Annotated in this window: 15 protein-coding genes; 4 read left to right on the forward strand and 11 right to left on the reverse strand. The window is 70.8% G+C overall.

The window, feature by feature from the left end:
- Window positions 1–286 precede the first annotated feature (286 nt).
- The 3 genes from cobS to FZ029_RS03720 are packed head-to-tail and all read left to right on the forward strand — an operon-like array spanning window position 287 to window position 2,314.
- On the forward strand, window positions 287–1,096 hold the full coding sequence (gene cobS / locus FZ029_RS03710) for an adenosylcobinamide-GDP ribazoletransferase (protein ID WP_149268055.1): 810 nt from the start codon (window positions 287–289) through the stop codon (window positions 1,094–1,096).
- On the forward strand, window positions 1,093–1,737 hold the full coding sequence (locus FZ029_RS03715; protein WP_149268056.1) for a histidine phosphatase family protein: 645 nt from the start codon (window positions 1,093–1,095) through the stop codon (window positions 1,735–1,737). Before cobS ends, FZ029_RS03715 begins: the two co-directional genes overlap by 4 nt.
- A 52-nt stretch (window positions 1,738–1,789) precedes the next feature.
- On the forward strand, window positions 1,790–2,314 hold the full coding sequence (locus FZ029_RS03720) for a pyridoxamine 5'-phosphate oxidase family protein (protein ID WP_149268057.1): 525 nt from the start codon (window positions 1,790–1,792) through the stop codon (window positions 2,312–2,314).
- Window positions 2,315–2,366: 52 nt separating this feature from the next.
- Here the strand turns inward: FZ029_RS03720 and FZ029_RS03725 are convergent, their stop codons facing one another.
- The 6 genes from FZ029_RS03725 to FZ029_RS03750 form a co-directional block, all read right to left on the reverse strand.
- Window positions 2,367–3,038 carry a ChrR family anti-sigma-E factor gene (locus FZ029_RS03725; RefSeq protein WP_188051811.1) on the reverse strand — a complete coding sequence of 224 codons (672 nt, stop codon included), beginning with the start codon at window positions 3,036–3,038 and terminating at the stop codon, window positions 2,367–2,369.
- A gap of 10 nt (window positions 3,039–3,048) precedes the next feature.
- A complete protein-coding gene (locus FZ029_RS03730) occupies window positions 3,049–3,624 on the reverse strand; it encodes a sigma-70 family RNA polymerase sigma factor (protein ID WP_149197976.1) in 576 nt (191 codons plus the stop codon).
- Window positions 3,625–3,861: 237 nt separating this feature from the next.
- Complete coding sequence (locus tag FZ029_RS03735) at window positions 3,862–5,838, reverse strand: molybdopterin biosynthesis protein (RefSeq protein WP_149268059.1); 1,977 nt, start codon at window positions 5,836–5,838, stop codon at window positions 3,862–3,864.
- 40 nt (window positions 5,839–5,878) lie between these two features.
- On the reverse strand, window positions 5,879–7,063 hold the full coding sequence (locus FZ029_RS03740) for a molybdopterin-binding protein (RefSeq protein ID WP_149268060.1): 1,185 nt from the start codon (window positions 7,061–7,063) through the stop codon (window positions 5,879–5,881).
- Window positions 7,060–7,950 (reverse strand): PleD family two-component system response regulator, encoded by an 891-nt coding sequence (locus tag FZ029_RS03745; protein ID WP_247892138.1) that lies wholly within the window; start codon window positions 7,948–7,950, stop codon window positions 7,060–7,062. The genes FZ029_RS03740 and FZ029_RS03745 overlap by 4 nt, the downstream gene beginning before the upstream one ends.
- A gap of 35 nt (window positions 7,951–7,985) precedes the next feature.
- The gene (locus FZ029_RS03750) at window positions 7,986–11,891 is read right to left on the reverse strand and encodes a response regulator (protein ID WP_149268062.1); all 3,906 of its coding nucleotides are present in this window, start codon (window positions 11,889–11,891) and stop codon (window positions 7,986–7,988) included.
- Between the two features lie 274 nt (window positions 11,892–12,165).
- Between FZ029_RS03750 and FZ029_RS03755 the strand changes: the two genes are divergently transcribed.
- The gene (locus tag FZ029_RS03755; protein WP_149268063.1) at window positions 12,166–13,560 is read left to right on the forward strand and encodes a PQQ-dependent sugar dehydrogenase; all 1,395 of its coding nucleotides are present in this window, start codon (window positions 12,166–12,168) and stop codon (window positions 13,558–13,560) included.
- 18 nt (window positions 13,561–13,578) lie between these two features.
- Here the strand turns inward: FZ029_RS03755 and cowN are convergent, their stop codons facing one another.
- From cowN to FZ029_RS03780, 5 genes are all read right to left on the reverse strand, one after another.
- The gene (gene cowN, locus FZ029_RS03760; protein WP_149268171.1) at window positions 13,579–13,875 is read right to left on the reverse strand and encodes a N(2)-fixation sustaining protein CowN; all 297 of its coding nucleotides are present in this window, start codon (window positions 13,873–13,875) and stop codon (window positions 13,579–13,581) included.
- Window positions 13,876–14,019: 144 nt separating this feature from the next.
- Window positions 14,020–14,736: a PAS domain-containing transcriptional regulator gene (locus FZ029_RS03765; RefSeq protein ID WP_149268064.1), complete on the reverse strand. Its 717-nt coding sequence runs from the start codon at window positions 14,734–14,736 to the stop codon at window positions 14,020–14,022.
- A gap of 28 nt (window positions 14,737–14,764) precedes the next feature.
- Window positions 14,765–15,541: an RNA methyltransferase gene (locus tag FZ029_RS03770; protein ID WP_149197968.1), complete on the reverse strand. Its 777-nt coding sequence runs from the start codon at window positions 15,539–15,541 to the stop codon at window positions 14,765–14,767.
- 176 nt (window positions 15,542–15,717) lie between these two features.
- Window positions 15,718–16,848: a UDP-3-O-(3-hydroxymyristoyl)glucosamine N-acyltransferase gene (locus FZ029_RS03775; protein ID WP_149268065.1), complete on the reverse strand. Its 1,131-nt coding sequence runs from the start codon at window positions 16,846–16,848 to the stop codon at window positions 15,718–15,720.
- A gap of 118 nt (window positions 16,849–16,966) precedes the next feature.
- Window positions 16,967–17,431 (reverse strand): cupin domain-containing protein, encoded by a 465-nt coding sequence (locus FZ029_RS03780; RefSeq protein WP_149268066.1) that lies wholly within the window; start codon window positions 17,429–17,431, stop codon window positions 16,967–16,969.
- Window positions 17,432–17,550: the final 119 nt, after the last annotated feature.

Genomic DNA, 17,550 nt, shown 5'->3' on the forward strand with positions numbered 1-17,550 from the left:
GGGGAGTTCAAACGGACAAAGTAGGCGGACCGAGTGTTTTGGTCAAGGAATCGGGCCTGAGGGAGCGAAGCAGCCATGCGCTGCTTCATGCCCTCTCCCGCCCCGGGAGAGGGAGGGGACCCGCGCCGTAGGCGTGGGGAGGGTGAGGGGTAACCCAAGAATCCGGAAGCGCATGGTTTCTTGGAATGCCCCTCACCCTTCCCATGCTCCGCATGGGCCCCTTCCCTCTCCCGGGGCGGGAGAGGGAGTGGAGGAGGTTGCGCCGGACGCCGCTTGGGCGTAGTCGATGCCGATCATGCCCGACGCGACCACCGCCCCCGCTCCCCCGCCGCGCTGGACCCAGGATGCCGCCCTGGCGCTGGTGTTCCTGACCCGCCTGCCCTTCCCTCCGCTGGGTCCGCTCAACGGCCCGCTGGCCGAGGGCGCGTCGGCGCGGGCGATGGGGTGGTTCCCGCTGGTCGGCGCACTGGTCGGGCTGGCGGGCGGTGCCGTCTTCGCGGCAGCGGCGGCGCTGCACCTGCCGCCGCTGGCGGGCGCGCTGCTGGCCCTGGCGGCGACGGTGCGGCTGACCGGCGGACTGCACGAGGACGGCGCGGCCGATGTCGCCGACGGCTTCGGCGGCGGACGTGACCTGGCCCGCAAGCTGGAGATCATGCGCGACAGCAGGGTCGGCAGCTACGGCGTGCTGGCGCTGGTCTTCTCCATCGGCATCCGTGCCGCGGCGCTGGCCGCCCTGCCGGTGCCGGCGGCGGTGGCAGGGCTGGTGGCGGCCGGCGCCCTGTCGCGCTGCGGGCTGGCGGCGATGGCGCGCGCCCTGTCCCCTGCGCGGCGCGACGGGCTGGCGGCGGCACAGGGCCGTCCGGCGACGGCGACGGTGCTGCTGGCGCTCGTCTCCGGCACGGCGGTGGCGGCGGTCGCCCTTGGCGGCTTGGCCCTGCCCGCGCTGGCCGCCTCGCTTCTGGCGGTGGTCGCGGTGGCGGCGCTGGCCCGGCGGCAGATCGGCGGGCACACCGGCGACGTCTTCGGCGCCGCGCAGCAGGTGGCGGAGGCCGCGGTGCTGCTGACCCTCTCCGCTTTCTTGGGAGCAGTGGCATGAGCGCGGCGAGCCTCACCCCCCTGACCGTCACCCGCTGGTGGCTGATCCGCCATGCGCCGGTCCACAACCCCGACAACCTGATCTGCGGGTCGAGCGACCGCGAGGCCGACACCGGCAACCGCGCCGCGGCGGCGGCGCTCGCAGCCGGCCTTCCCGCCGACGCCCTGTGGCTGACCAGCCCGCTCCGCCGCAGCCGCCAGACCGCCCAGGCGCTGTGGAGCCGGAACCCACGGCTTGCCGACACCGCCGTGGTGGAGCCGGCACTGGCCGAGCAGGATTTCGGGGATTGGGAGGGCATCAGCCACGACACCGCGGCCCTGCGCGATGCAGAGGCGGCGGCGCGCTTCTGGCGAAACCCGGCCCGTAACGCCCCGCCCGGCGGCGAAAGCTTCGCCACGGTGATGGAGCGCACGGCGGCGGCGCTACGGCGGCTGACCGACCTCCATGCCGGGCGCGATTTGGTTGCGGTGATCCATGCCGGCAGCATCCGGGGGGCGCTGGCATTGGCGCTGGATCTCACGCCGGAAGCGGCGTTGCGGCTGCGGATCGACCCCTGGTCGCTGACCCGGATCGACCACCACCACACCGGGACGGGATCCTGGTCTGTCGGGGGAGTGAATCAACAGGTCGGAACTTTCTGACCGCGGCAGGCGTTCCCCAGTCTCCGTTGGGCTACCGAACGAGAGGCAGACCATGGTCCATAGCACCACCGCCGGCCATAACCCCGACCAGGGCGAAGTCAAGAAGCTCTGGGAAATGATGAAGGGCGTCCAGGTCGCAATGATGACGACGCTGGACGACAACGGCCGGATGAACTCCCGTCCGATGGCGACGCTGTCCCATGCGGGGTTCGAAGACGGCACCTTGTGGTTCTTCACCCGCGCCCATTCCGAAAAGGTGGCGGAGATCGACCGCCACTGGCGCGTCAACCTCGCCTACGCCAATCCCGACAAGCAGGATTACGTGTCCGTCTCCGGCGTCGCCGAAGTGGTGCGCGACCGCGACAAGATCCGGTTCCTGTGGCGCGACATCATGAGCACCTGGTTTCCCCAGGGTCCGGACGATCCGGAGGTGGCGCTGCTGAAGGTTTCGGTCGATCAGGCCGAATACTGGGACAGCCCGTCCAGCACCATGGTCTACGCCTATGGCTATGTGAAGGCGAAGCTGACCGGCCAGTCGCCCGATCCCGGCGACCACGCGAAGATCGCGTTCCAGTAAGGCGAGCGGGCCAGCAAGACGCGTGCGATGGGCGCTCCGGCGCCCATCCCTCTCAGAACTTCACGAACCGGTTGAACCACCGCCCCAACGGCCCGGTCAGCCTCAGCCCGCCAATGGTGGTGGCGAGGCACAGGCAGCCTTCCGGGTCCGACACCGGCCGGTGGACCAGCGACGGATCGCCGATGGCGATATCGCCGGGCAGGAACGCGCCGAACTCGTCGGAGAAGCCGCCCTCCAGCACCACGGTCAGCTCGATGCCGCCATGGGTGTGCTGCGGCACGCCGACCCCGCCCTTCATGCTGATCAGCCGCGTCGTCCCGTTCGGACCCGACAGCAAATCCATGCAGCGCATGCCCGGCTGAAGAAAGCGCCAGCCGCCCTCCCCGATCCGCCCCTCGCCGTCGAGCCGCCCGCGCAGATAGCTGCGCAACGGTTCCGGATAGCGCGATTTCTCAGGCGACGGCTTGACCGCCGGGCGGCAGGGCGCCGGCCGCTCGTGGTCCAGGCGGGCCATCAGCGCTTCCAGGCAACCGTCGGACAGCGGTTCCGGCTCCAGATCATCCAGCAGGGCGCCGCCGATCGCCTCCATTTCCGTCACCGCATGACGGCAGGCGGGACAGAAGGCCATGTGAGTGGCGACGGCCAGCGACGCGCCTTCGCACAGGGCGCCGCCGGCATAGTCGATCAGCAGGGTGTCGCCTGGGTGGTGGCTCGGCCGGTTCATCGGAAATGCCTCATCCGACATCCTTCAGCGACCGGCGCAGGCGTTCCATCGCCAGACGCAGGCGCGATTTGACGGTGCCGAGCGGGATGCCGTGCTCCGCGGAAATGACGCTGTGCGGCTTGTCCTCGAAATAAGCCATGCGCAGAAGCTCGGCCTGTTCCGGCGGCAGATCCTTCAGCGCGGCGCGCAGGCGCCCGCTGCTTTCCTTCGCCTCGATCCGGCGGTCGGCGGACTCGTCGGGTTCGGGCACCAGGGCAGGATCGTCGGGGTCGATCTCCGGCCGCTGTTCGCGGCGCAGCACATCGATTCGCTTGTTGCGGGCGATGGTGAACACCCAGGTGCCGGCCGAGGCGTGCCTCGGATCGTAGGTTTCGGCACGACGCCAGACCAACAGCATGACCTCCTGAACAAGCTCTTCCGCCGCACCGGAATCGCATCCCAACCGGCGCAGATACGTCTTCAGCCGCGGCGCGAAGTGGCCGAACAGCACCCCGAACGCCTGTTTGTCCCGCTCGCGCCCGACGGCGACGAGCAGGGTTTCCAGACTGGGGGCCGTGTCGGCCGCGGGGGTGTGCTGGTCCTGCATGGTCCCATTCAAGGGGAACATCGGCCGCCGCACAAGCCGGGGATGGCACCCATTCCCGGAAATCGCGGCAGCGCCCCCTTTTTCAAGGACTCTGCGTCAATCCTGCACATCACCGCCGAACACGCCGGGCTGTATGTCGCATCGTGACCTTCGGTACGCAACCACCCGGCCGTTGGATCACGAAAAAACCCGACCCGCGGCATTTTGTTCGGATTTGCCTGACGAATTGGTCAGACTCTATCTGACGAAGCCCATGGCGCGCAGGGCCTCCGCCACCTCAGGCGTCTCCAGCGCCTCGACGAAGCGGCGGACGGCCGGGCGGTCGCGGCGGGCGGTGGGGATGACGAAGTCGTAATGCTCCTCCTGCAGCGGCAGGAACCCCAGCCCGTAGAGGTTCGCCGCGGTTTCGATGGCGACGCCCCAGTCGGCGCGGTTCTGCGCCACCGCGACGGCCACCGCATTGTGCGACTTGGCCTGCGTCCAGTAGCCAGTCGGCCGCGCCGCGCCCAGCAGACGGTCGGTCAGGATGCGGGTGCCGCTGCCGGCATTGCGGTTGATCAGGATGCAGTCGGCCAGACCGGCGACCGCGGCGACCGCCTCCGCCGCCGTCCTGCCCTCGAACCGCGGGTCGCCGCGGCGGAAGACGATGCCCTGCATGCGGCGGTAGCCAGTCACCAACTCCAGACCCGGCGCCAGGAAGGGCGTGTTGTAGGCGCCGGTGGCGGGGTCCATCAGATGGACGGGGGCGATGTCGCACTCCCCGCGCCGCGCCGCCGCCAACCCGCCCATCGAGCCGACATTCAGCGCCTTGACACTCATCCCCTCGCCGATCAGGCGGCCGAGCACGGCGTTGAGGCCGATGCACTGGCTGCCGACCACGATCAGGTCGGCGGGAGCCAGCGCGCGGCCGAGCAGCTGGACCGACACCGGCGTGCCGGCTTCCATCGCCTCCGCCTGGGCATCGATGGCCAGGAAGCCATCGGCATGGCTGAAGGCGGTGACGGCGCCCGACCCCTTGGACAGCGGATAAGCCGCCAGTTCGTCCTCGTTGGCTCCATGGACCAGCGAGACCATCACATATTCGGTGCGCCCGCGTTCCGACCCCAGCCGCACCGGCAGGGTGGCCGGCACCTCCTCCGCCAGCGCCGGCGGCAGGCCGGCCAGCGCGCGGATCACCGGAGCCACGAAGCTGTGGAAGGTGAACATGGCCGAGGTCGGGAAGCCCGGCAGGATCACCACCGGCTTGCCGCCGGTCACCGCGAGGCACAGCGGCTTGCCCGGCTTCAGCGCCACGCCATGGGCGACGATGCCGGGATCGGACAGCTGCGCCACGATGCGGTGGGAGCGGTCGCCGGCTCCCTTCGACGTGCCGCCCGACAGCAGCAGCGCATCGCACTCCAGCCCCTGGGCGACCAGCCGTTCCAGCGCCGCGTCCTCGTCCGGGGCGATGCCCAGCGGCACCGGCTCGCCGCCCAGTTCGGAAACCGCGGCGGCCAGGATGGCGCCGTTGCTGTCATAGACCGCCCCGGTGCGGATCGGCTGGCCCGGCGCCACGATCTCGTCGCCGGTCGACAGGATGGCGACGCGCGGCCGGCGCACCACCGGCACCTCGGCCAGCCCGATGGCGGCCAGCACGCCGATCTCGCGCGAGGTCAGGGCTTGGCCCTTGCGCAGCACCACCTCGCCCCGGCCGATGTCGGAGCCGGCGGCGGCGACGAAGGCGCCGGGCGTCGCCGGGCGGGTCAGGGTGACGAAGAGCCCGTCGGGCCGTTCCACCGCCTCGGTCGTCTCCACCATCACCACGGCGTCGGCCCCGCGCGGCAGCATGCCGCCGGTGGCGATCACGGTGGCGGTGCCGGGTTCCACCGTCAGTTCGGGGGCATGGCCGGCGGCCAGCACCTCGTCGTTCAGGCGCAGGGCGACCGGACGGTCCTCCGCCGCGCCGACCGTATCGGCGGCGCGCACGGCGAAGCCGTCGACCACCGAGCGGTCGAAGCCGGGAACGTCCACCTCCGCCACCACATCGGCGGACAGCACGCGGCCGAGGGATGCTGCCAGCGGCACCCGCTCCTCCCCCCGCGGCGACAGGTCGAGATGGCGGTGGAAACGAGCGCGCGCCTCCTCCCCGCTGACCACCTCCAGGAACTGGTCCTGGCGGGCGGCCTGGGCGACGAAACGGCGGATGTCCTCACGGCTGCGGTCGGAGCTGTGCACGCGGCAAACCCTTACGGAAGAAGATCAGGGCGGAAGAAGATCAGGCGAAACGATACATAATGACTGCGGCGCCGTCCGGCACGCCTTCGCTGTCCGCCCCGATCAGGACGAAGCCGTCGGCCCGCGCCGCCGCCGCCAGTCCCGGCCAGCCGGGCGAGGCCACCGGCTCCACCCTGCCGCCCTCGTCCAGCCGCACCCGGTGCAGGTCGAAGCTGCCGATCTCCGACACCAGCTTGCGCGCGGTCACCGCCTCGACCGTCGCATGGGGCAATGCGGCCGGCAAGCCGGCGGCACGACGCACCGCGCGCCCGGCCAGCAGTTCATAGGCCGCCAGCGCCGCCATCGGCTCGCCCGGCAGCAGCAGGACCGGAACGCCGCCGGCAGGACCGCCCGCAAGCCCGAGCCCGGCGCTACCGCCCGGCCGCATGGCGATGCCGTGCAGGTCGAGGCTGCCAGCCTGCGCCAGGGCGGGCGGCGCCACGTCGTCGGGACCGGTTCCGGTGCGCCCGGCCGACAGGATCAGGTCGGCGCCCGGCCGGGCGAAGGCGTCGGCCAGGGCGGCGAGGTCGGCAGGCAGCTCCTCGACCGCCTCGACCACACCGCCGTCGCGCCCGACCAGCGCAGCCAGCATCGCGCCGAGTTGCTCCGGCGCGCCGGCCTTGGGTCCGCCGGCAATCAGGATGCGCACCCGCGGCGCCGGCTGGGCCGGCACGGCGCTGTGACCGGCGGCGGCGAGCAGGCCGAGATCGGCGGGGCGCAGGCGCCGCCCGGCCGGCAGCAGCGGGCTTCCGGCGACGGTCCAGGCGCCGCGGCGCTCCACCCCGCTGCCGGGCGCCACCGCGTCGATCGCCTCGATGAAGGGGCCGACGGCCTGCGCCGCCTCGTACGGGATCACCGCGTCGCATCCCGGCGGCAGCGGATCGCCGGCACTCACCGCCACCGCCGCCGTCAGCGACACCGGGTTGTAGGAGCCGGCCCCCAGCGTGTCGGCCGCCGCCACGCCATAGCCGTCCACCGCCGCCCGGTCGGCCGGCGGCCAGTCGCCCGCCGCCGCGACCGCATCGGCCAGCCGCAACCCGGAACACGCCGCCAGGGGCAGAATCCTTGCAGGCGGCGGGGCAATCCTGGCGTCGACCCAGTCCCAGGCCTCCGTCAGCGGGGCGCGGCGGGTGAATCCGCGCCCGCGGACGTCATGGACGGGCGGCGGAGGCGGCCGGGCCGTCACAGCGCCGGCACCGTGGCGTCCTGCACGCGGTTCCGGCCGGTGCGCTTGGCGCGGTAGAGCAGCTGGTCGGCCATCTCCGCCAGCTTTTCGGGGCTGCTGTCGAGGGACGGGATCACGGTGGCGACGCCCAGGCTGATGGTGACATAGGGGGCGACCGGCGACTGGGCGTGCGGGATGCGGCGCTCGGCGACGGCGGCCCGGAACCCCTCGGCCACGCGGGCGGCGCCGGGACCGTCCGTCTCCGGCAGCAGGCAGACGAACTCCTCGCCGCCATAGCGGGCGACGAGGTCGCTCGGCCGCCTTGCCCGCTCCGCCAGCACCTCGGCCACGATGCGCAGGCATTCGTCGCCGGCCTGATGGCCGTACTGGTCGTTGTAGGCCTTGAAATGGTCGACATCGAGGATGACGAGCGACAGCGGCAGATGCGACCGGGCGCAGCGCCGCCATTCGCGCGCCATCGTCTCGTCGAAGCGGCGGCGGTTGGCGATGCCGGTCAGCCCGTCCAGGAAGGACAGGCTGCGCAGCAGGTCGGTCTGCCGTTTCAGCAGCAGATGGTTGCGCACCCGCGCCTTCACGATGGGCGGGCTGATCGGCTTGGTGATGAAGTCGATGGCTCCCACCTCCAGCCCGCGGGTCTCGTCCTCCACTTCGCTCTTGGCGGAGATGAAGATGACGGGGATGTCGTGGGTGGTGGGATCGTCCTTGATGCGGCGGCACACCTCGAACCCGTCCATCCCCGGCATCATGATGTCGAGCAGGACGAGGTCGGGCATCCGCGACTGGACCAGATCCAACGCCTTTTCGCCGTCGGTGGCGAAATAGATGTCGTAATCGTCCTTCAGGATGCGGCTGAGCACATGGACGTTGGACGGGATATCGTCAACCACCAGTATCTTAGGGCGGGGATCGGCCATGGGCGCGTTCAGACCGTCGGTAACGAAAGGCCGAGGTCGCGTGCGATCCGCTGCACAATCCCAAGCGCCTTGGTGAAATCCAGAGCGTCGATGGCGGCGGACAGCCCCTTCATAGTCGAAGGCTCGATCCAATCCGTCAGCAACGGCGCCAGCATAGCGAACTCTTCCGCCGCTGCGAAGTTGCTGTCCTGCAACAAAGTTGCGAATTGCGGGAGTTGCCCGGCCAGCAGCCGCCGGCTTTCCGCCGACCGGGCGGGCATGGCCGGTTCTGCCGCCCCTCCGTCCGCCGCTCCTCCGCCGGCGCCCTCCGCCGCGAGGCGGCGTGCGCTGTCCAGCACCAGCGCCAGCTCGGCGCGCAGCACCGGCACCTCGGCCGCCGCCGCCGCGGCATCCCCGCGCTGGGCCGCGATCTGCACCGCATCGGCGGACTCCGACAGCCGGCGGGCACCGACGTTGCCGGCGACGCTTTTCAGCTCATGCGCGATGGATTTCGCCGCCGACAGGTCGCCGACCTCCAGCGCTCCGGCGATCCGTTCGACGACATCGCCATAGCTCCCGGCGAACTGGCCGATGAAGCGGCGGAACAGGCCGGCGTCGCCGTCCAGCCGGTTGAGCGCGTCGGCAAGGTCGATGCCCGGCAGCTCGTCGGGCAAACCTGTCCCTTGGCCGGCCCGCGCGGGCGAAGCGGCGGCGATGCCCGATGCGGAAGCGCCGGCGGCTGTCAGCATGGCTTCCCCCCGGGGCGGGATCGGCCCGGCACCGCAGGGCGTGGAGGGCCGGACAGCCACCAGCGGCGGGCCGATCCAGCGGGCCAGCGTGGCGAACAGCTGCGGCAGGTCGAGCGGCTTCGGCACATGGGCGTCCATTCCATTGTCGAGGCAGCGCTGCCGATCGGCCGGCAGGGCGCTCGCGGTCATGGCGATGATCGGCAGTTGCCGTCCGCCCGGCAGCGCACGGATGGCCGCCGTGGCCGCGAAGCCGTCCATGTCCGGCATCTGCACGTCCAGCAACACGGCGTCGAAGGGCTGCTCCGCGATCCGCACGCATTCCACCGCCTGCCGTCCGGTGCCGACCGTGGTGACGCTCGCCCCGGCGCGTTCGAGGATCTCCCGCGCCACCTGACGGTTGATGGCGTTGTCGTCGGCCAGCAGCAGGCGACGGCCATGCAGCCCCCGGCTGGCATCCCAGACCGGCCCCCACAGGCCGCCGGGCGATCCGCCCCCCGGCTCCCCGGCAGGCGCCGGGACCGGGACCGGCAGGCGGAGACCGCCGCCGTTCGAGCCGGCGTCGTCCGGGCCGGCCGGGACCTGACCACCCTGGGCATGGCCACCTTGCGCATAGGCGACGGTGACGGCGTCGAGCAGGGTGGAGGCGGTGACCGGCTTCACCAGGAAACCGGAGATCCCGGCCTCCTCGAACCGACTGCCCAGCCGCTCGCGGCCATAGCCGCTGATGACGATGATCATCGGCGTGCCGGACTCGGCATCGGCGCGGATGCGGCGCGCCGCCTCGATGCCGTCCATCCCCGGCATCTTCCAGTCCATCAGCACCACGTCGTAGGCATGGCCGGCGCCGGCGGCGCGCTCCAGCTCGGCGATGGCGGACTGCCCGTCGCAGCAGGCGCTGACGGTCCAGCCGAAGGCGGTGGCGATCTCGCCCAGCACTTCGCGCGCGGTGGGGTTGTCGTCGACCACCAGCACCGCCAGGTCGCGCGGCACCGGGCGCAACGGCAGGGCGGGCCGTCCCGCCGCGCCGCGCTGGAGGCCGAATTCCGCCTGGAAGCGGAAGACGCTGCCCTTGCCGGGTTCGCTCTCCACATCCATGGCGCCGTTCATCAGCCGGACCAGCCGCGCGCAGATCGCCAGCCCCAGACCGGTGCCGCCGAAGCGCCGCGTGGTGGAGCTGTCGCCCTGGCTGAAGGCCTGGAACAGCCGCTCGCGCTGCTCCGGCGCGATGCCGATGCCGGTGTCGCGCACGGCGAAGTCCAGCACGGCGCGCTCGTTGCTCAGCGACCGCACCCGGACCGACACCACGACCTCGCCGGCCTCGGTGAACTTGATGGCGTTGCCGGTCAGGTTGATCAGGATTTGCTGAAGGCGCAGCGGATCGCCGATCAAATCCAGCGGCACATCCGGCGCGACGGAGAACAGGACGTCGATGTCCTTCTCCTGCGCGGCCGACCCGACGATCACCGCCAGCGTCTGCAGCAGGTCGTCCAGGCGGAAATCGACCCGTTCCAGCTCCAGCTTGCCGGCCTCCACCTTGGAGAAGTCGAGGATGTCGTTCAGGATGCCCAGCAGCGATTGCGCCGAAACCCGCACCTTCTGCACATAGTCCGCCTGCCGTCCGGTCAGCTCCGTCTGCTGCAGCAGGTGGATCAGCCCGAGGATCGCGTTCATCGGCGTGCGGATCTCGTGGCTCATGTTGGCCAGGAACTCGCTCTTGGCGCGGCTCGCCGCCTCCGCCGCCAGACGGGCGCGCTGCATCGCCGCCTCCGCCCGCTTGCGCTCGGCGATCTCGTGGAAGACCACCACGGCGCCTTCCACCTTGCCGTCGGCCAGCATGGGCGAGGCCGTGTATTCGACCAGGAACGGCTTGCCGTCCTTGCTCCAGTATGTGTCCTCCAATCCGCGGCGGCTCTCCCCGCTCAGCAGCACCTCGGTCACCGGGCATTCCAGCGCCGGGAAATGGCTGCCGTCGGCGCGGCGGGAGTGGATCAGCAGATGCAGATTGCCGCCCAGCAGCTCCTCGTTGTCATAGCCGGTCAGCGCGGAGGTGGCGGGGTTGGCGAAGGTGATCAGCCCGTCGCGGTCGACGCCGCAGATGCTGTCGGACGCCGAATGCAGGATCAGGTTCAGCCGGCGGTTGGCGCTGGCGAAGGCCTCGTTGGCGGTCTCCAGCTCGCGCTTCTTGGCGTCCAGCTCGGCATTGGTGTCGGCCAGTTCCCGGCGGCCGGCGACCTCGCGTTCCAGGCTGCGCAACGCGGCATAGGCCAGCCCGGCGCAGGCCAGAACCGCCAGCCCGACCAGGATGCTGCCGCGGAACGTCCGCTCCCGCCAGGGCGCCAGCTCCGTCCGCTCCGACAAGGCGACGAAGACGACCAACGGCAGGGTCGGCACCCGCTGGTAGGACAGGATGCGCCGGCCCGCCGGCCCGTCCACCTCGAAGACCTCGGTCGCGGCCTCCGCCGCGTGGCTAAGCACCGTCGGCCCTTCCGGCCCATCCAGCGGTTCGGTGGAGGGGAAACGCAGCACCGACTTGCCGTCTGTGCGGTAGAGCGCGATGGCCGATCCGTGGCCGAGATCCAGCCCCTCGAACAGCATCCGATAGTAATCGATCTCGATGTTGGCGTGGATGACGCCCAGGAATCGGCCGTCCTGCAGGATGGACCGGCTGACGGTGAAGGACTGGGCGCCGGTCATCCGGCCGGTGATCCGCTCGCCGACATGGAAATCGGCGCCGTCCCGGTGGGCTTGGAAATAGGCGCGGTTGGACGCGTTGCCGGTCGGCGCCGGGAACTGGCGGCTGGACAGGATATTGTCGCCGGTCGGGCCATGCACCCACAGCGCCGCAATCTCCGGCAGGTCTTCCACCATGTCGCGGATGGTGATCCAGGCCTCGCGGTTGGTGTCCAGGCCGACCATGCCGTGGTGATGGATCAGATCCTGCGCGCGGCCGATGGCGAGGTCGGCGGTTGCGACCGTTCGCCGCACATGCTCCTGCAGCAGGCGGGCGGTGGATTGGGCCTGCTCCCGGCTGTGGCGCAGAGTCTCTTCCCGGTCGGCCCAGACGACATAGCCCCAGAAGCCGGCGCCCATCAGCGCGATCAGGGCGAAGGCGGCGGCCAGCAGCAGGCGGGTCCGCGTGGGCGATAGCGTGAGAACCGCAGCGTCGATCCCGTGTCTGTCCATCATTGCCGAATCATCGCCGCCCGCCGGCCCTTCCGCCTAGATCGGTCGGAGTATGGTCTTGCGCCGGTGGCGACCGCAAGCAAGTTGATGGGTGCAACGATGACGTTGGCGACACCCGGCGCTTGTGGGGGACCCCTCCGGTACAGCCCCCCTTGCACCGCCTGCCTTTCCGTGCGGCCTGCGGCATCGTCCCCATAATTAAGTCCGACATTTGTCTCATCCCCCGTCCGATCCTTCGTTATCCGATCCTCCGTTTCGCCGTGAAAGCGCCCGTCCGATGGCCGACCGCCCTACCCCGTCGCTCAAGCATCTTCTGGTCGGCCTACTCGCACTGGCCGCCGGTTCCGCCCTCGCCCTGTCCATGCTGCCGGCCACCGCCCTGGCCCAGGCGGCGATGACCGGTCCGGTGCGTTCCGATCCGATGCAGACGGTCGGCGCCGAGGTCCATGTCCGGATCGAAACGCTGCCGAAGCCCTACGCCACCCCCGCCGTCGCCAACCAGGCGGTGCAGGTGCCGCGTCCCGAGGACCAGCCGTTGCGCGCCCCGCGCGGTTTCACCGTCACCCTGTTCCGCGACCATGTGGAGAATGCCCGCAACCTGCTGGTCCTGCCCAACGGCGATGTGCTGGTGGCACAGCAGCGGCCGGGCAGCCTGACCCTGCTGCGCGATGCCGACGGCGACGGCCGGGCGGAGATGGCCCAGGTCTGGGCCGACGGCTTCGACCATCCTTTCGGTCTCGCCTTCCATGACGGGGCGGTGCTGGTCGGCGATCTGGCGGGGGTGTGGCGCCTGCCCTGGACCGCCGGGACCGTCCAGGCGGGGGAACGGCGGCGGCTGACGGCCGAGGGTGCCTTCGGCCGGCGCGGCGGCCACAACACGCGCTCCATCGCGGTGGCGCCCGACGGACGGCATTTCTATGTCGGGATCGGTTCGGAATCGAACATCGGGATGGAGGCCGAACCGCGCGCCACCATCCAGGAATTCCGCATGGACGGCAGCGGCCAGCGCACCTACGCCGCGGGCCTGCGCAACCCGGTCGGCCTCGCCTTCAAGCCCGGCACCGGCGACCTCTATGCCGTGGTGAACGAGCGTGACGGGCTGGGCGACCAGCTGGTGCCCGATTTCCTGACGGCGGTGAAGCCGGGCGGCTTCTATGGCTGGCCCTATTCCTACATCGGCGACAACCCGCAGCCGGACTTCGCCGATCGGCGGCCCGATCTGGTGAAGGCGGCGCTGGTGCCGGGCCTGCTGTTCCAGGCGCATTCGGCGCCGATCGGGCTGGCTTTCGGCGACGCCACCCATTTCCCGGAACGCTACCGCATGGGCGCCTTCGTCTCGCTGCACGGCTCCTGGAACCGGTCCCGCCCCACCGGCTATGCCGTCGCCTTCGTGCCCTTCGACACCGCGCCGTTCGACAAGAGCAAGCCGACCGGCACCTACGAGACCTTCGTCACCGGCTTCCGCGTGACCAGCCCCGCCGGCACCGCCACCGGAAGCGCCGCCGAGGGCGACGAGACACCGAAGGTCTGGGGCCGGCCGAGCGGTCTGGCGGTGACCGCCGACGGCGCCCTGCTGATCGCCGAGGACGCCTCCGGCTCGGTCTGGCGCGTCGCCTACGCCGCGGCGGACAAGGAAACGGAGAAGGAGCCGGCGGCGGGCCCCAAGCGCTGACTGTTGAGCGCTGACCGCTCAGCAGCACTCGTCCTCCAGCTGGCGCAGCATTGCCAGGCCGTCCTCGTCGTCATGTTCCTCGAACAGGTCGGCGATGTAATAGATGTTGGCGCAGAGCAGGCACAGTCCGTCGGCCTGTCGCTTCAGCGGGTCCTCGGCGACGGCCAGCTTGGCCCGGAACCGCTCCCAGAAGGCGTTGGTCTTGGCGGGATCGTCGATGTGCATGTACAGCCGGTCGATGATGCGGCGGCTGTTGCCGTCGCAGTCGATTCCCTTGAACGATACGTAACGGTCGGGCGCGTCGATGCTGTCCACGGAAGCGGTCTCCTCATGCCGGTTGCCGAAGGCGGGGAACATGACGCCGATGCTCCCCCGCCCGCGACCCCGCCATCAAGCCGCGCCGCACCAGCAGCATCCGGCTCGCGCGAATGGCCGGATCGCCGCACGAATGGCGCGACCCTACAGCGCCAGCCGCTTCTTCAGCGCCTCGGCCCGGTTGCGGCTGACCGGCACGCGGGGGGCGCCGGGGGCGGCCATGACGAAGGCGGCGCGGCCATCCTGCCGTTCCACCGCGCGGGCATGGCGCAGGTTGACGATGTAGCCGCGATGGGTGCGCACGAAGGACCGGGCGTCGAGCCGCGCCTCCAGCTCCGACAAAGGCAGGCCGCAGAAGAAGGCGCCGTCGGCGGTGTGGACGGTGGTGTAATGGCCGTCGGCCTGCAGATAGACGGCATCGGCCGGGTCGAGCAGCACGATGCCCTGCCCCTTCTCCACCGGCAGCTTGACCAGCGGTTCAGGCGGCGGGACCGGAACGGCCTGGGCATCGGCCGCCGCCGGCCGCCCGCCTTCCATCAGCATCAGGGCGGTGACGGCGCTTCCCTCCGCCACCGCCGCGGCGGGCGCCAGCGCGGTGGCCTTGACCACCAGCACCCGGCCGGGCAACGCCACCATTATCGAACAGGCGGACGCCGGGGCGGACGGATCGCCCGCCGCGGCCAGCAGCAATTCCACCTTGGCGCGGTGCGAGGGCGGGTGCAGGTCGTGCAGATAGGCGCCGACCAGCCCGGCCGCCCGTTCTCCCAGCAGCCGCACCGCCGCCGGGTTCAGCGCCAGCACCCGCCGCGCGCCGTCCAGCAGCACCAGCCCGACATCCATGTTCTGCAACGCATAGTCCATGGATGCCCACTATAGCCGCGCTTGGCCCTTAACTCTCGCCTTTCCGCCGGTCACCCTGGACCAGGGCGGCGACGACGCCATGGAAGGTGCGCACCTCCTGCTCGGTCATCTCCATCCGCTCGAAGGCGTTGCGCAGGGTGCGGACCATCGACGGCCGCTTCTCCTCGCTGGTGAAGAAGCCGGTGCGGTCCAGCGCCGCCTCCAGCCGTTCGAAGAAGTTCACCCGCTCCGCCATCGTCGCCGGGCGGGTCTGGCCGGTGTGCAGGAAGCGGTCGGGCGTGCGGTCGCCGGCCTGGAACCACTCGTAGCCGATCAGCAGCACCGCCTGCGCCAGGTTGAGCGAGGAGAAGGCCGGGTTCAGCGGCACCGTCACCAGCGTCTGGGCGAAGGTCAGGTCGTCGTTGACCAGCCCGGTGCGCTCCGGCCCGAACATGACGCCGACCTTCTGACCGGCGGCATAGCGTTCGCGCATCTCGCCGGCCGCGACGCGCGGGGTGACGAAGCGCTGGATCATGTCGCGGGTGCGCACCGTGGTGGCGTAGACCGCCTCCAGATCGGCGACCGCCTCGGCCGTCGTCTCGAAGATCTTCGCGTTGTCGATGACGAGGTCGGCGCCGGACGCCGCCGCACTGGCCTTCGCGTTCGGCCAGCCGTCGCGCGGCTTGACGAGGCGCAGGTCGGTCAGCCCGCAATTCAGCATCGCGCGCGCGCAGGCACCGATGTTCTCGCCGAGCTGCGGCTGCACCAGGATGACGGCGGGGCCGCCAAGGATGGACTCACGGGTGGGATTCTGGCCGGAGGTCATTGGACGTAAGTTCGTTTGAGGTGAAGTGCTGAGGCCCCCTCCCTAACCCTCTCCCTCTTCGAGGGAGAGGGAACTGCCGCCGCCTCGCAAGCTCCTCCCTCTCCCGCGAAGCGGGGGAGGGAGGGACCCGCGGCGAAGCCGTGGGAGGGAGGGGGCAATCCGGACCCGCGCCCCGCCTATTCCTGCTGCTCCGTCTCCGGCGCCTCGACCTTCACCGGGCCGCCGTCGATGGCGGTCAGGCGCTTCTTCAGGTCGGAGACGTCGGCATACAGGCGCTTCAGGCGGGCGAGGCCCTTGTATTGTTCGAAGGCGCGGGCGCGCGGCACGGCGGGATAGCCCATCCACACCGACTTCGGCGGGATGTCCATGCCGACGCCGGAATTGGCGGCCACCACCGCGTCGCTGCCGATCTTCACATGGTCGGCCACGCCGACCTTGCCGGCCAGCACCACGCGGTCGCCGATGATCGTGCTGCCGGCGATGCCGACATGGCCGCACAGCATGCAGTTGGTGCCGACCTGGACGTTGTGGCCGATCTGGACGAGGTTGTCGATCTTGGTGCCGTTGCCGATGCGGGTGGCGGTCACCGTGCCGCGGTCGATGGTGGCGCCGGCGCCGATTTCGACATCGTCGCCCAGGATCACCGTACCGATGGAGTTCACCCGGCGGATCAGCACGTTGGTGCCGACGACACGGCCGGTGGTCTTGGCCGATTCGACGCTGCCCGGCTCCGGCGTGACGAAGCTGAAGCCGTCGTTTCCGACCGCGGCGTTGGGATGGATGATGCAGCGCGCGCCCATCTCCACCCGCTCGCCGATGCGCGCACCGGGATGCAGCAGGCAGCCCTCGCCGATCACCGCGTCGGCGCCGACGGTGACGTGCGGCAGGATGACGACCCCGGCACCGATGCGGGCACGCGGGCCGACATAGGCGAAGGGGGCGATGGAGGCGTCGGGCGCCACCACGGCGTCGGGCGCCACATAGGCCTGCGGCGACACGCCCGGTTCGGCATGGACCGGCTTTTCGAAGATGTCGAGCATCCCGGCCATGGCATAGCGCGGACGCTTCACCACGATGCGGCCCCTGATCGTGTCCGGCACCTCGACCCCTTCGGCGACCACGGCGGCGACCGCCTTGCTGCCGGGTAGCAGGGCCAGCAGGTCCTTGTCCATCGCCAGCGCCAGATCCTCCGGCCCCTCCGCTTCCGACGGATGGACGGCGCGGCGGATGGTGAGGGAGCCGTCGCCTTCGACCGCGGCGCCCAGCGCTTCGGCGATCTCGGTGAGGGTCATGGGGTGCTTGGTCATGGTCGGAACACCGGTGTCAGGGTCTTCACGGGCCGCCCCTGCGGACGGACTCTTCACGGGCCGTCCTGACGGACGGCGCGGCGGACCCTAACACGGGCGTCCAGCGGATGGCGAGGCGTCAGAACGCGGCCCCGGCCTGCGCATCGGTGGTCCGCCCGCCCTTGGCGCCGGGCCGCAGCCAGCCCTTCACCCGCTCCTTCACCCGGCGCATCAGCGGCTGGCGCGCCTGCACCGCATAGTATTTGCGCACCGTCTCCAGGATTTCCCAGGTGCCGGTGAAGCCCATCGGCAGAACCAGCGCGTCGCCGGCCTTGTATTCCCGCGGGACCCCGCCTTCCGGCGTGATGATGACCCGGCCGGACAGCAGCAGGCAGAACTCGTGATAGGGCCAGTCCTTCATCGCCACCAAGCCCGGCGTGCACTGCCACACCCCCGACCGGAAGCGGCCATAGTCGCCTTCGAAAATGTTGCGGTGAATCTCCAGCGGCTGGCCGGACAGGATGGCGCCGAAGACCGCCGGCTTGCCGACCTCGTCGTCGGCGATGCGGCGGCTGTCGATGGGGATGGGGGTGTGGTCGGGCATCGGCTCTCCCGGTTGGAGGGTGGAGGGTCGGTGCGCGCGGGGCCACGGCCCGCTGGCGCACCTGCGCAACACCTCACGGCGCCGAAGGTTCCCCCCGGTGCGAAAATTCGGATCCGAAA

Origin of the sequence: Azospirillum sp. Sh1, from assembly GCF_008365135.1 — a bacterium.
Taxonomy (GTDB): domain Bacteria; phylum Pseudomonadota; class Alphaproteobacteria; order Azospirillales; family Azospirillaceae; genus Azospirillum; species Azospirillum oryzae.